The sequence below is a fragment of the Paraburkholderia phymatum genome, from assembly GCF_040965635.1.
Taxonomy (GTDB): Bacteria; Pseudomonadota; Gammaproteobacteria; order Burkholderiales; family Burkholderiaceae; genus Paraburkholderia; species Paraburkholderia phymatum_B.
The window spans coordinates 18,408-31,105 of the sequence record NZ_JBFRCH010000011.1 but is presented as its reverse complement, the minus strand read 5'-3'; the positions used below and the strand labels follow the sequence as shown (position 1 = coordinate 31,105).

The 12,698-nt window shown below is 64.1% G+C and carries 10 protein-coding genes and 1 pseudogene; 8 read left to right on the top strand and 3 right to left on the bottom strand.

What is annotated here, in order from left to right; all coding sequences use genetic code 11:
• Nucleotides 1-30 precede the first annotated feature (30 nt).
• Both AB4Y32_RS20035 and AB4Y32_RS40700 read right to left on the bottom strand, forming a co-directional pair.
• A complete protein-coding gene (locus AB4Y32_RS20035) occupies nt 31-1,560 on the bottom strand; it encodes a CYTH and CHAD domain-containing protein (RefSeq protein ID WP_368723014.1) in 1,530 nt (509 codons plus the stop codon).
• Nucleotides 1,561-1,587: 27 nt separating this feature from the next.
• Nucleotides 1,588-1,871: pseudogene (locus AB4Y32_RS40700) on the bottom strand (phospholipase D-like domain-containing protein); the annotation flags it as partial.
• A 203-nt stretch (nt 1,872-2,074) separates the two neighbouring features.
• Between AB4Y32_RS40700 and AB4Y32_RS20030 the strand changes: the two are divergent.
• Nucleotides 2,075-2,290 carry a hypothetical protein gene (locus AB4Y32_RS20030; protein WP_368723013.1) on the top strand — a complete coding sequence of 72 codons (216 nt, stop codon included), beginning with the start codon at nt 2,075-2,077 and terminating at the stop codon, nt 2,288-2,290.
• 18 nt (nt 2,291-2,308) lie between these two features.
• Here the strand turns inward: AB4Y32_RS20030 and AB4Y32_RS20025 are convergent, their stop codons facing one another.
• Nucleotides 2,309-3,856 (bottom strand): methyl-accepting chemotaxis protein, encoded by a 1,548-nt coding sequence (locus AB4Y32_RS20025; protein ID WP_368723012.1) that lies wholly within the window; start codon nt 3,854-3,856, stop codon nt 2,309-2,311.
• Between the two features lie 243 nt (nt 3,857-4,099).
• Between AB4Y32_RS20025 and AB4Y32_RS20020 the strand changes: the two genes are divergently transcribed.
• The 7 genes from AB4Y32_RS20020 to AB4Y32_RS19990 all read left to right on the top strand — a co-directional run bounded on the left by AB4Y32_RS20020 (nt 4,100) and on the right by AB4Y32_RS19990 (nt 12,683).
• Nucleotides 4,100-4,789, top strand: coding sequence for a response regulator transcription factor (locus tag AB4Y32_RS20020; protein WP_368723142.1), 690 nt, complete (start codon nt 4,100-4,102; stop codon nt 4,787-4,789).
• Entirely contained in the window at nt 4,779-6,092 is a 1,314-nt protein-coding gene (locus AB4Y32_RS20015; protein ID WP_368723011.1) for a sensor histidine kinase, read from the top strand. The genes AB4Y32_RS20020 and AB4Y32_RS20015 overlap by 11 nt, the downstream gene beginning before the upstream one ends.
• An 80-nt stretch (nt 6,093-6,172) precedes the next feature.
• Nucleotides 6,173-7,561 carry a TolC family protein gene (locus tag AB4Y32_RS20010; protein WP_368723010.1) on the top strand — a complete coding sequence of 463 codons (1,389 nt, stop codon included), beginning with the start codon at nt 6,173-6,175 and terminating at the stop codon, nt 7,559-7,561.
• Entirely contained in the window at nt 7,558-8,622 is a 1,065-nt protein-coding gene (locus AB4Y32_RS20005; protein ID WP_368723009.1) for an efflux RND transporter periplasmic adaptor subunit, read from the top strand. Before AB4Y32_RS20010 ends, AB4Y32_RS20005 begins: the two co-directional genes overlap by 4 nt.
• Nucleotides 8,623-8,664: 42 nt before the next feature.
• Nucleotides 8,665-11,778 carry an efflux RND transporter permease subunit gene (locus AB4Y32_RS20000; protein ID WP_368723008.1) on the top strand — a complete coding sequence of 1,038 codons (3,114 nt, stop codon included), beginning with the start codon at nt 8,665-8,667 and terminating at the stop codon, nt 11,776-11,778.
• A gap of 78 nt (nt 11,779-11,856) precedes the next feature.
• On the top strand, nt 11,857-12,192 hold the full coding sequence (locus AB4Y32_RS19995) for an ArsR/SmtB family transcription factor (RefSeq protein ID WP_368723007.1): 336 nt from the start codon (nt 11,857-11,859) through the stop codon (nt 12,190-12,192).
• On the top strand, nt 12,189-12,683 hold the full coding sequence (locus AB4Y32_RS19990; RefSeq protein WP_368723006.1) for an ArsI/CadI family heavy metal resistance metalloenzyme: 495 nt from the start codon (nt 12,189-12,191) through the stop codon (nt 12,681-12,683). The genes AB4Y32_RS19995 and AB4Y32_RS19990 overlap by 4 nt, the downstream gene beginning before the upstream one ends.
• Nucleotides 12,684-12,698: the final 15 nt, after the last annotated feature.

Genomic DNA, 12,698 nt, shown 5'->3' with positions numbered 1-12,698 from the left:
GACTGCACACGTGATAACGAAGCGCTCGGATTAGTGCGGCGGCGAAAGACGTCTGAAGCGTTTCCAGAGCTTCTTCAATGTCTGATGATCGGCGGCCACGCGTGACGCGAGAAAGCCCCGTGCAAAGGCCGCCCCCGCAGCCGTCTCAGGCGAGGTTCGCGGCAGCGACTTCAGAAGCTGATCGGCGACGACGGCATCGTTGCGCCAGCCGAGATCGTCCTGTAGCTCAGTCAGTGCGCCGACGTAGTGTTGCACGACGCGCTTGGGGCAAAGCGACGCGAAGAACTCGGTCGCGTATCGAACTTTCTTCGCCGCGATCCGCGCGCGGTGACGACGGTGATCGTCGATATCCGCGAGCCCCTTGCCACGCTTTATCAGTTTCCTGTGCCGGCGACGCAGCACGTCCACGGCAAACAGCCTCGCGGGCTGGTTGATCGCTTCACGCTGCTCGCCGGACATTTCGCCTCGCCATTCTTTTCGGCTCAACCATTGCGCGAGTTGCAGCGCGAGCCGCGTGTAGCGAACCGACTCGACGGCCTCGGCCGCGCGCTGCCGGTTGTTGGCGGCGATCTTCAAGCATGCGTCGCGCACGGGCAGCAGCTCTTCAGGATTGCCGCTCGCGCCCGAACGTTCGAGCGTCGATCCCGCGAGCACTTCCCAGTCACGCGCGGCGCCGAGCTCCGATGCGATCCAGCGCAAGTCCTCTTCGAGACGGGTATAAGCGGGAATGACCGTCGCGAACAGATCGAGCGCCGAGCGCAAACGGCGAAGCCCCACGCGCATCTGATGAACACTTGACGGATCATGCCCGGACACGACGCCGCGCTCGTTCGCATGAACCTGAGCGAGACAGTTGCGCGCGATGCTGCAGAACGCTTCTTCGACCGAATCGCTTTTGTGCAGAAGCACGGGTTGCGCCTTGACGGCCGCGCGGTGCTCCGCGATGAGCAGCGCGTAGCCGAGGTCGGCCTTGCTGAAGCGGTCGATGCGCAGCGGCACGCTGTCGAGCAATTCCAGTGCGACGCCGTACAGGCTTTCCGGCTGCCCCTGTTTCAACTCCAGTTCGAGCGCCGCGATCGGCGCCGAGCCCGAATCGGCTTCGACGGTGCCCTCGTCGAATGCAACTTCGATTTCATCTCCGGACGGCAAGCGCAGCGGAAAAACCGATCGATTGATACGCGTGACAAACACGGGCTTTAGCTGGGCCGCAGCGGACGCGTCGCGAATCAGCTTTCCGCAGTCGCTTTCCTCGGGTATCGAATCGTGCAGCAGCGTCAGATCGGGCGTATCGCCATCGACGGGCATCTCGAACTCGTCCCTGTCGAACAGGCCTGCCTGCACCGATCCTTCGAGCTTCAACGTCTGGAGTCTCTCGTCGCCGACGGCACGCACGCGCAGCGAAGCCCCGCATCCGTGAATGGCAAGCTCGGGCGTGTCGAAATAGGTGCTCGTCAGCAGCCGGGGAGCCTCGGCCGCGCCTTTCGATTGCGCAAACAAAGGCGCGTGACGCAATGTGTCGAGATCTTCGATGCGGACCCGCAGCTTCAGCTCCTGTTCCATACCGGCTCCCATTTGCGCTCGGGACTATCAGGCTACACCGAATCCGCCGGATTGAGGGTCTTGCGCGAGTGCACTTCCTGCGTGCGGCTCGCCGGGCAGCGCGATATGCGCATTCGATTCGGGTCGCCTTGATCGCGAGCGCGAGTGCGCGGGCGCGGTAGTGCTCATAAAGGCGCAGAAACCCGGCGAGGTAGATGCCGGCAATACGGCGGCCTCTGATTTCGAGGAGATTCTCGTCGTTCCTGTGCTCGGAGTTATTACTCATGAGCCGAGCCGGTATAGATCAGAGAGCTAACGCTATGAGATTTTAGTCGCAGCAAAAGCCTCATAATTCGCGGCTCATTCGCGAAGTACTGGCCACCGCATTGCGCGTCGCATTGCGCCTATTAATCGCCAAGTAAATTTGCATCAAAACGTATATTGGGTTGACTCACAATATTCGTCCGTTTAGGTTTTTATTTTGCGAATCACTTTCATAAGCGTGGCAGTATCTCTATACGAAGAAAGGCGACCGTTGACAGTCGCCATCGATGGCAATACTTATACCGGCTCATATCGCCTGCTGGATGGCAGCGTTATTGTCTATTTCGGCTGGGAAATCCGTTCGGCGCGGTACGACATGGACCGTCCCGAAACCGTCGCCCGATGGTTACTGCTCGACGTTTGCAGGAAGGCCGAAGCCAAAAAGCGCAAAGCCACCGGCAGTATCGAGCGGCCGGGGCTCGCGTAGCAAAGAGAAGATTTCAGCTTAAAGCTGAAAGGCCCGCACAGCCGAGCGCAAGGATTCCGCCTGCACGCGCAAGTCGCCCGACGCCTGCGCGCCGTCCTGCACGAAAGCGGTGTTCTGCTGCGTCACGCGGTCCATCACGAGAACGGCTGAGTTGACCTGTTCGATGCCGTTGCTCTGCTCGCGCGACGCTTCCGCGATCGAGTCGACCAGATCCGCCACGCCGCGAACGGCGGCCAGCAAATCGACAATCGTGGCCCCGGCTGCTTCGACTGCAACGCCGCTGTGATCCACTTCGGCCGTCATCTCCTTGATCAACGCACCGATTTCCTTTGCCGCTTTCGAGCTTCGCTCGGCAAGCGCGCGCACTTCCTGCGCGACGACGGCGAAGCCACGTCCCTGATTGCCGGCGCGCGCGGCTTCGACGGCCGCGTTGAGGGCGAGCAGGTTCGTCTGGAATGCAATGCCTTCGATCACCGACGTGATATCGCGCACGCGGCCCGACTGTTCCGCGAGTGCGCGCATCCGCGCGCCGGCGTCTTTCGCGGCGCGGTCACCGTCGCCTGCCTTGCCCGACGCGATGCCCGCCAGCGTGCGCGCCTCGGCGGCATGTTCCGCGTTGGCCCTGACCATCGATGCAAGTTGCTGCATGCTCGCCGAAGTCTGCTGGATGCTCGCCGCGTGTTCCTCTGCGCTGGTCGCAAGCGCGCCCGTGCCGCTCGCGATGGATGCGCTCGCTTCGGCGATCGTATCCGTCGAGTGACTGATCTCGCCGATCATCGAGGCCAGACGTTCGCGCATCGTCTTCATCGCGAACAATACGCTGTGCGTGTCGCCCGGCTTCACGGGCACATCGACGGAGAGATCGCCCGACGCGACGCGATTGGCAATTTCCGCAGCCGTCTGCGGCTCGCCGCCGAGTTCGCGGAACAGGCTTCTCGACATCGACGCGCACAGCGCAGCCACGACACCCAGGCCGACGACGATAAAGCCGATGACGAGCAGTTCGACGACGTGACCCGCCTTTGTCGCCTGCTCGTATTCGGATTGCGCGGCCGTCAATTCGATCTTGCGCAGTTCCGCGCCCTGTTGCTTCAACGCGCGCGACAACGGGTCGACGGTTTGCGTCTGCACCCACTGCGCCTCGGCCAGGCTGTTTGCGCTCAGTTGCTGAACGGCTGGCCGCAGACCCTTGTCGCGCAGGTTCGCCCAATTCGAAGCGTATTTCGTCGCGAGTTCACGCGAGTCCGCCGATGCGCTGTTGGCGAGATACTGCTTCATCAGCGTGTCGACTTGCTCGATGCGAGCGACGCCACTTGCAGCAACCGCCTGGGTTTTCTGCGCCGACGGGTCGAGAATTGCGTCGCTCACAGCAAAGACCGTTTCGGTGACAAGTTCGTTGATGGTCGATATCGTCTGCAACGCTTGTGCTCGTCCCTCATACATCTGCTGCAGCGTGTCGATCGACCTCGACACGCCCATCGATCCCGCCGCGCCGATGCAAAGGGCAATGACGGTAACGGCGCCGGTCAAAAGAAGAAGGCGGGTTCTGATACTTAACTTGCGCATTGGGAGACCTGCTTGGCAATGCGTCGCGATGGCATGCGCGACCGCGAGGAACGGAGAGAAGAGTGCTTTCGAAGGAATGCGCCTTCTTTACGGCCCTGAAAGCGAATACTTGAATGAAGTTTTTATGACCGTGCGCACCGATGCGGTGCATGAGGTGGACTACCGCACGCCATCGTTCATCGCCTTTGAGCCCCCACGCGCGTGGCAAAATGAATGCCACTTGACGACCTGGGAGAACATATCGTGCGGGTCCTCGTGATCGAAGACGATGTGAGCATCGCGACCAACCTCTATGACTACCTCGAGAATGCCGGCTACGAAGTCGATCTTGCATCGAGTGGTCCCGCCGGACTGCAACTCGCTCTGGCCGGACCGTGGGATGCCATCCTCCTCGATCTCGCGTTGCCCGGAATGGATGGGCTGACGCTGTGCCGCAAGCTGCGCGAGGAAGCGCATCGCGATACACCCGTGCTGATGCTGACCGCCAAGGACACGCTCGACGACAAGCTCGCGGGCTTCGTGCACGGCGCCGACGATTACCTCATCAAGCCTTTTTCGCTGAAGGAAGTCGGCGCGCGGGTCAGTGCGCTGATCAAGCGCTACAAGGGCCAGGTAGCGGCCGCCGTGATCCGTTGCGCGGACGTGCAACTCGATCTGACGACGTTGAGTGTCGAACGCGCGGGCCGAGCCATCAAGCTGCCGCCCAAATGCCTGCAACTGCTGCGCATTCTGATGCAGTCGCCGAACCGTGTGTTCAGCCGTGCCGAACTCGAAAACGAAGTATGGGGCGAGCAGCTCCCGGACAGCGACACGCTGCGTACGCATGTCTATACGCTGCGCCGGGCGTTGACCACGCCGGGCGAAGACGACCTGATCGAGACGGTTCACGGCCTTGGTTACCGTTTCGTCGTGAGCGATGGCCATGCGTCATAGTTTGCGCTTCAAGGTCGCACTCGTCTTTTCCGCGCTGACGATCGTGCTGCTCGTCGCCCAGGCGCTGGGCGTCAAGACATTTGCCGAGGCCCAGGAAGAAAAGCTGATCACGGCGCTGATCCGCGACGACATCGCCAACGTGATGCAAGGCTACCGTGCGAATCCCGCGCTGCTGCCGCCCTTCGACGCGCGCCTGAACGGATACGTGTCGGCGGCAGATCAGCCGCTCGCGGCACTGCCGGGTTCGATCAGGAATCTATCCGAGGGCACGCACGAAATCGTGCTCGACGATCGCGAGATTCACGTCGCGGTCGTGCCGTTCGAAGCGCGCCGTCTGTACCGCGTCTACAACTTCAGCGTCTACGAGAAGCAGTTCCGGCATGTGATCGACATGCTGATGGCGGGCACGGGTATCTTCGCGCTGCTGACCATCTGGCTTGCGTACGGGCTGTCGGGCCTGCTGGTGCGCCAGGTCGCAGGGCTCGCGCGGCAGGTCAAGGCGCTCAGGCTCGGCGGATCGACGCCGATCAATCCCGGCAAATACGATGAAGTCGAACTCGTCGGACTCGTCGAAGCATTCAACGACTATCACCGGCGCATGGCGGACATGATCGAGCGCGAGAAGGAATTCACCTGCAATGTCAGTCACGAGCTGCGTACGCCGCTCACCACGATCAAGACGAGTTGTGAACTGCTGGAGCAGGACGCAGCACAGGGCACGAAATCGCGGGCCCGCATTCAGCAGATCGAACGCGCGGCCGACAACATGCGCGAACTCGTCAATGCGCTGCTCCTGCTCGCCCGCGAAGAGTCGACGCAGAATGTCGAGCCCGTTCGCCTCGCACGCATGATCGAGACTGCACTCGCGCCGTTTGCCGATCGTCTTGCAAACAAAGGCGTTGAGACCGTGATCGACATGGACCGCAACGTTCACGTCGCGGCGAATCGGTCCGCGCTCGCCATCGTGTTGTCGAACCTCGCCGACAACGCGTCGCGCCACACCGATCGCGGGCACCTCCGGTTCTCCTACGCGGACGGCTGGCTGCGCATCGAGGATACGGGTTCCGGCATCTCCGCGCATGCGCTGCCGCATGTGTTCGACCGGTTCTATCAGGCGAGTCCGGAGCAGACGGCGGGCCACGGCGTCGGCATCGGTCTCGCGATCGTGAAGAAGATCTGCGACCGCTATGGCTGGCCCGTCGAACTGGAAAGCGAGCCGGGCCGAGGCACGCGCGTCTCGCTGCGTCTGCCGGCCGCCGGCCCCGGCAGCGCGAGTCCGGACGCCCTTTCCGCAGTGTCTTGACGAAAACTTCACACGCGCTTGCGTAGCATCCTGGTCTGGAACCGCCCGTGCAGGCGGAAGCGAGACTCATGGATGCCGGAATGCGCCGCGCACTACTGATTGCCTTTACCTTGCTGGCGGGCTGCGCCACTTATCGCGCACAGCCCATCGCGCCGACGCAGCTTGCCCGACAGTTCGAAGAAAGATCCCTCACGTCCGACGATCTGCACCAGTACTTGAGCCGCGAACTCGGCCACGAAATCGAGTGGCCATTGGCGAGCTGGAACGAACGCATGCTCACGTTCGCCGCGTGGTACTACAGCCCGTCGCTCGATATCGCGCGTGCGCAATGGGGCACCGCGAAAGCGGGTATCGACGTGGCAGCGGCGATTCCAAACCCGGTGCTCCAGTTGCCGTTCCAGTACGCGACGCCGAATCCGGGCCCCGGCGCGCCCTACGTAACGGGCCCTTCGCTCGACATCCCGATCGAGACGGCGGGCAAGCGCGGCTATCGGATGGACCAGGCGTCGCATCTGTCGGAAGCGGCGCGGCTTGCGATCGGCAGCGAAGCATGGAAAGTACGCGGACAGGTGCGCGATGCGCTGACCGCGCTATACGCGGCTCGCGAGCGCACGGCGTTCCTGTCGCGCAAGGCCGACGACGAACAGCAGATCGTGCGGATGGTCACGAAGCGCCGCGCCGTCGGCGAAAACTCGGGACCCGATGTCGATGCGCAAGTGCTCGCCGAGACACAGGCGCAAGCCGATCTGGCCGCAGCCGTCAGCGCCCGGCAGGATGCGCGCGCGCAGCTCGGCGCGGCAATCGGCGTTCCCGTCGCCGCGCTCGACGCCGTCCAGTTCGATCTCGATGCGTTCGGCAGCGCGCCGCCTGCACCGCCCGCCGACGACGCACGGCGCGACGCGATCTTCCATCGCGCGGACCTGCTTGCATCGCTGGCCGAATATGCCGCCGCCGAGTCGGCGTTGCAGCTCGAAGTCGCGAAGCAGTACCCGGACATCCATCTCGGCCCCGGCTACACATACGACACGGGCACGCACAAGATTGCGTTCGGCGTTGCCGGGATCTCGCTGCCCATCTTCGACCAGAACCAGGGCGGCATTGCACAGGCCGAAGCGAAGCGCAAGGAAGCCGCCGCGCGCACGGCCGCGCTGCAGGAATCGATCATCGGGGACCTGGACCACGCGCTCGAGCACTATCAGGCAAGCCTCGACGCGATGCACATTTCGTCCCGCCATCTCGCGGCCGCGCGCAAGCAACGCGACAGCCAGGTCGCGGGTTTCGCCACCGGCAACGCTGACCGCCTGACCCTCGTGCAGGCGAAGGCCGACTACGAGGCGAGCGAACTCGCGCATCTCGACGCCGTCGTTGCTGCATGGCAGGCGGCAGGCGCGCTCGAAGACGCGATGCAGCGGCCGCTTGCCTCCGGTTCACTCAATGACGCTGCGACCGGACAGGAGACACGCCAATGAAAAACCGCTTTCTGTTCTGGTCCGCCGGCACGCTTGCGCTGGCGGCGCGAGCGTGCTGGACGCTCTACCAGGCGCTCTACCCGAATGCCTCTGCGACTGCTGCGGCTGCGCAGACGGTGCAACAGTCAACCGTACAGACCGTGAACGGCGAAACGGTGATCGTCGTGAGCGCCGCTGCGCAACGCGCCAGTCATATCGAGGCGACGCGGCTCGCGGCGCTTACCGTTCGCCCCGAACGCACCGCCTATGCGAGCGTCGTCGACCTGCAACCGCTCTTCGACTTGCGCACCCGCCTCGCGGCCGCGCGCGCCGATCTCGACACCTTCACGGCACAGGCCGGCAACTCGCGCACGCAGTACGAACGCAACCGCGTGCTGTTCGACGACGATCGCAATGTCTCGCAAAAGAGCCTGCAAGATGCGCGGGCGGCGATGCAGGCCGACGAGGCGAAGCGGCGGTCGGCGGAAGCGACGGTCAGCGGGCTCGACGCGACGATGAGGCAGCAGTTCGGCGATGCGCTCGCCGATTCCGCGATGGCGCCTTCCTCCCGTCTCTTCCAGCGCCTGCTTGCGGGCCGCGAGATCGTGCTGCGCGTCACGCTGCCTTTCGACTACGCAGGCACCGCGCCGGCGAACATCACGATCGATACGCCGGATGGTCAAGCCGTGCCGGCACAGAAGCTCTCGGCTTCGCCATCGGGCGATCCGTCGGTGCAGGGCAACCCATGGTTCTATGCAATGGATCGCGCGCTGCCCGTCGGCACCCGCACGAGCGCGCGCGTGCCTTCTTCCGCGCCAGCCACGCCGGCGATCGTCATTCCGGAGCGAGCGGTGGTGTGGTACGGCGGCCAGGCATGGAGCTATGTGCAAACCGCGCCCGACCGCTTCACGCGGCGCTATGTGCCCGCCGACAACGAAGGCGATCAGGGCTTCGTCGTCACGTCCGGATTCCATGCCGGCGATGCCGTCGTCACGCAAGGCGCGCAGCTGCTGCTGTCCGAGGAACTGAAGCCGCAGGGCATCGCGACGGCCTGCAAGGACCCGCCCGAATGCGATGACTGATCCGTTCGCCAGCCTCGCACGACACGCACCCGACTAGCCCTCATGCTCAACGCGATCATCCGGTTTTCGCTGCGCTTTCGCGGCATCATCTATGCGCTGGCCGTCATCGCGGCCGGCTACGGTCTCTACACGCTCACGCGCGCGAAGCTCGACGTGTTTCCGGAGTTCGCGCCGCCGATGAGCATCGTCCAGACGGAAGCGCCCGGCCTGACCAGCGAACAGGTCGAAACGCTCGTGACACAGCCGCTCGAAAACGGCCTCGGCGGGCTGGTCGGACTTCAGTCGATGCGCTCGAAATCGATGCAGGGGCTGTCGGCGATCACGCTGGTATTCGACGCGCACGCGAACGTGATGCAGATCCGCCAGCTCGTCTCCGAGCGCGTGAGCGCGCTTGCGGCGACGATGCCCGCAGGCGTGATGCCGCCGCGACTCCTTCCGCTCACGACGACGACGAGTGTCGTGCGGACCATCGGCCTCACGTCGAAGACACGCTCGTTGATGGACCTTTACGACATCGCGCAGTGGACGGTGCGGCCGCAACTGCTGAGCGTTCCCGGTGTCGCCGACGCGATCGTGTTCGGCGGCGACACGCGCCAGCTACAGATTCAGGTCGATCCATCGAAGCTGCTTCGCTATGGCCTGTCGATCCAGGACGTGATTGCGGCGGCACGTGTATCGACGGGCGTGCGCGGCGCGGGCTTCGTCGAAAACGACAATCAGCGCATCGCGGTCAACGCGGACGGACAGATCACCACGCCGCAGAAGCTCGGCGAAACCGTGCTGCGCTGGAGCAATGGCGCGGCCGTCCGTCTCCAGGATGTCGCGACGCTCACGTGGGGCAGCGCGCCCGCCGTCGGTGCGGCGTCGATCATGGGACAGCCGGGCGTGATGCTGGTGCTCGAAAGCCAGTACGGCACGAACACGCTGGCCGTCACGAAAGACATCGAGAAGACGCTGGCCTCGCTCAAACGGGTGCTCGCGAAGGAGCGCGTCGATGTCAACGCCGACGTGTTCCGGCCGGCCAATTTCATCGATGCGTCGATCGGCCATCTGCGCAGCGCGTTGCTGATCGGCGCGGTGCTCGTGATCGCGGTGCTGTTTCTGTTTCTGCTCAACGTGCGCGCCGCTTTCATTTCCGCCGTTGCGATTCCGCTTTCGCTGCTCGTCGCGATCATCGTGTTGACGTCGTTCGGCGTGAGCCTGAACACGATGACGCTCGGCGGCCTTGCGATCGCGCTCGGCGAGGTCGTCGACGATGCGATCATCGACGTCGAGAACATCTACCGGCGCTTGCGGCAAAATCGCGCGCTCCCTGCTCCATTGCCTGCCTGGCGCGTCGTTCTTCGCGCGTCGCTCGAAGTGCGCAGCGCCGTGGTGTTCGCCACGTTCATCGTGATGCTGATCTTTCTGCCTGTGCTCACGCTCTCCGGTGTGGCCGGCAAGCTCTTTGCGCCGCTCGGCATCGCGTACATCCTCGCCGTGCTCGCATCGCTCGGCGTCGCGCTCACGCTCACTCCCGCGATGGCGCTCGCGCTGCTCGTGCGCGGCCCGCTCCCCGCCGACGAACCGCCGCTGATCGCAAGGTTGAAGGCGCGATATGTGACGCTGCTGATGAAGGTCGAGGCGCGCGTGAAAACGGTCATGGTCGTGGTCGCGGTGATGTGCGTCGCCGCGCTCGCGACACTTCCGTTCATGAGCGGCAACTTCATTCCCGAACTGCGCGAAGGGCACTACATCGTGCACATGGGGCTCGCGCCCGGTGCGTCGCTTGCAGAATCGATGCGTATCGGTGCGCAGGTGTCGAAGGCACTGCTTGAGGTGCCGGGCGTGCGCCTCGTCGCGCAACGCGCGGGCCGCGCGAACGAGGTCGTCGACCCCGTCGGCGTGCAGCTCTCCGAGTTCGAAGTCGATCTCGCCCCGATGAGCGCTTCACGGCAGAGCCGCACGCTCTATCGCATCCAGCAGGCGCTCGCGAAGTTTCCGGGCCTGTCGGTATCGGTCAATACGTTTCTGGTCGAGCGTATCGACGAGACGATTTCCGGCGTGACGGCACCCGTCGTCGTCAACGTGTTCGGCGACAACCTCGACGTCATCGATCGCAAGGCGCAAGAGATTGCCCGGCTGCTCGGAACGATGCGCGGCGCGGCAAGCGTACGCGTGGAATCGCCGCCCGGCATTCCCGAACTGCAAGTGACGCTCAAGCCCGCCCAGTTGAGCCGCTGGGGCTTCAGGCCTGTTGAGGTGCTCGATGCAATCCAGGCGGCCTGCCAGGGCACGACGGTATCGCAGATCTATCAGGGCAGCCGTACCGCGGACGTCAGCGTGGTGCTCGCGCCGTCCGCGCGCGCGACACTCGGCGATATCGGCGCGCTGATGCTGCGCAACCCGGATGGCCTGTCCGTGCCGTTGCGCGAACTGGCGACGATCAGCCAGGTGTCCGGCCGCTATCAGATCACGCACGACGGCGGGCGGCGCATGCAGACCGTGTCGGTCAATCTCGGCAGGCGCGCGGTGAGCGGCTTCGTCCGCGAAGCGCAGGCGCGCGTGAACCGCGAGATCGCGATGCCCTCGGGCACCTACGCCGTGTTTGCCGGCGAAAGCGAAGCACGCGCACAGTCCCAGCGCGATCTGCTAGCGTATGGCGTCATGTCGATCGTCGGCATTGCGCTGCTGCTGTTCCTCGCGTTGAAGAGCCGCCGAGGCGTCGTGCTGGTGATGGCCAATCTGCCGTTCGCGCTGGTGGGCGGCGTCGTCAGCGTGCTGCTCGCGGGCGGCAACCTGTCGCTCGGCAGCATGGTGGGCTTCGTGACGCTCTTCGGCATCTCGCTGCGCAACTCGATCATGCTGATCAGCCACTACGAACACCTCGTGCATGTGGACGGAACGACATGGAGCATTGATACCGCCGTGCGAGGCGCATCCGAGCGGCTCGTGCCGATTCTGATGACGGCACTGGTCACGGCACTCGCGCTGCTGCCGCTCGCCGTGACGAGCGGCGCGGCGGGCAACGAAATCGAAGGGCCGATGGCGATCGTGATTCTGGGCGGACTGCTCACGTCGACGGCGCTGAATCTGATCGTGCTTCCGACGCTCGCACTGCGTTACGGGCGCTTCGAGCGCGATGCGCTGGCCGAATCCGGGATCGCGAATGCCTGAAGCACACGCGTGAATCGGCATGCTGAGGAGCGCACGCGCTCCTTGGTCTTTCTCCAACATTTCGACTATTATTGAAATATGGAAACGAACCAGACCGTCGCCGCTCTGGCGGCACTCGCACACGAGTCCCGGCTTGCCGTGTTTCGCGCCCTCGTGCAGGCGGGCCCCGAAGGCATGCCGGCGGGCCAGATCGCCGCGCTGCTCGACGTCGCGCCGTCGTCCCTCTCCTTTCACCTGAAGGAGCTGGCTCACGCGCAACTCGCCACGAGCCGGCAGGAAGGGCGCTTTGTCTACTACTGCGCGAATTTTGCAACGATGAACGGCCTGCTGGCCTATCTCACCGAGAACTGCTGCGGCGGCAATCCCTGCACGCCCACGACAGCATGCTCCCCTTCCAGGAAGAAGCAATCATGAAGCGCTTTCACATTCACGTCGCCGTCGAAGACCTCGCAGCAAGCGTTCGCTTCTACTCCGCGTTGTTCGCATCCGAGCCCACTGTCGTGAAGAGCGACTACGCGAAGTGGATGCTCGACGATCCGCGCGTGAATTTCGCCATCTCGCAGCGCGGCGCGACGCCGGGCCTGGATCATCTGGGCGTGCAGGTCGAGAACCAGGCGGAACTGGACGAGATGCACGACCGGCTGAAAGGCGCAGCGTTGCCCATCGACGAACAGATCGGTACGGCCTGCTGCTACGCGAACTCGAACAAGTACTGGACCGTCGATCCGCAGGGCATCGCATGGGAGTCGTATCACACGCTGAACGCGATTCCGATGTTCGGCGAATCGCGCGAGGCGGCGCAGTCTCCTACGCAAGCCCCGGAGGCCGCCGCGTGCTGCGCTCCGTCGTCGTGCAAAACCGCCGGGATTCCCGTGAAGTCTTCCTCGTCTTCTTCGTGCTGCTGAGTCCAGCGGGTAATA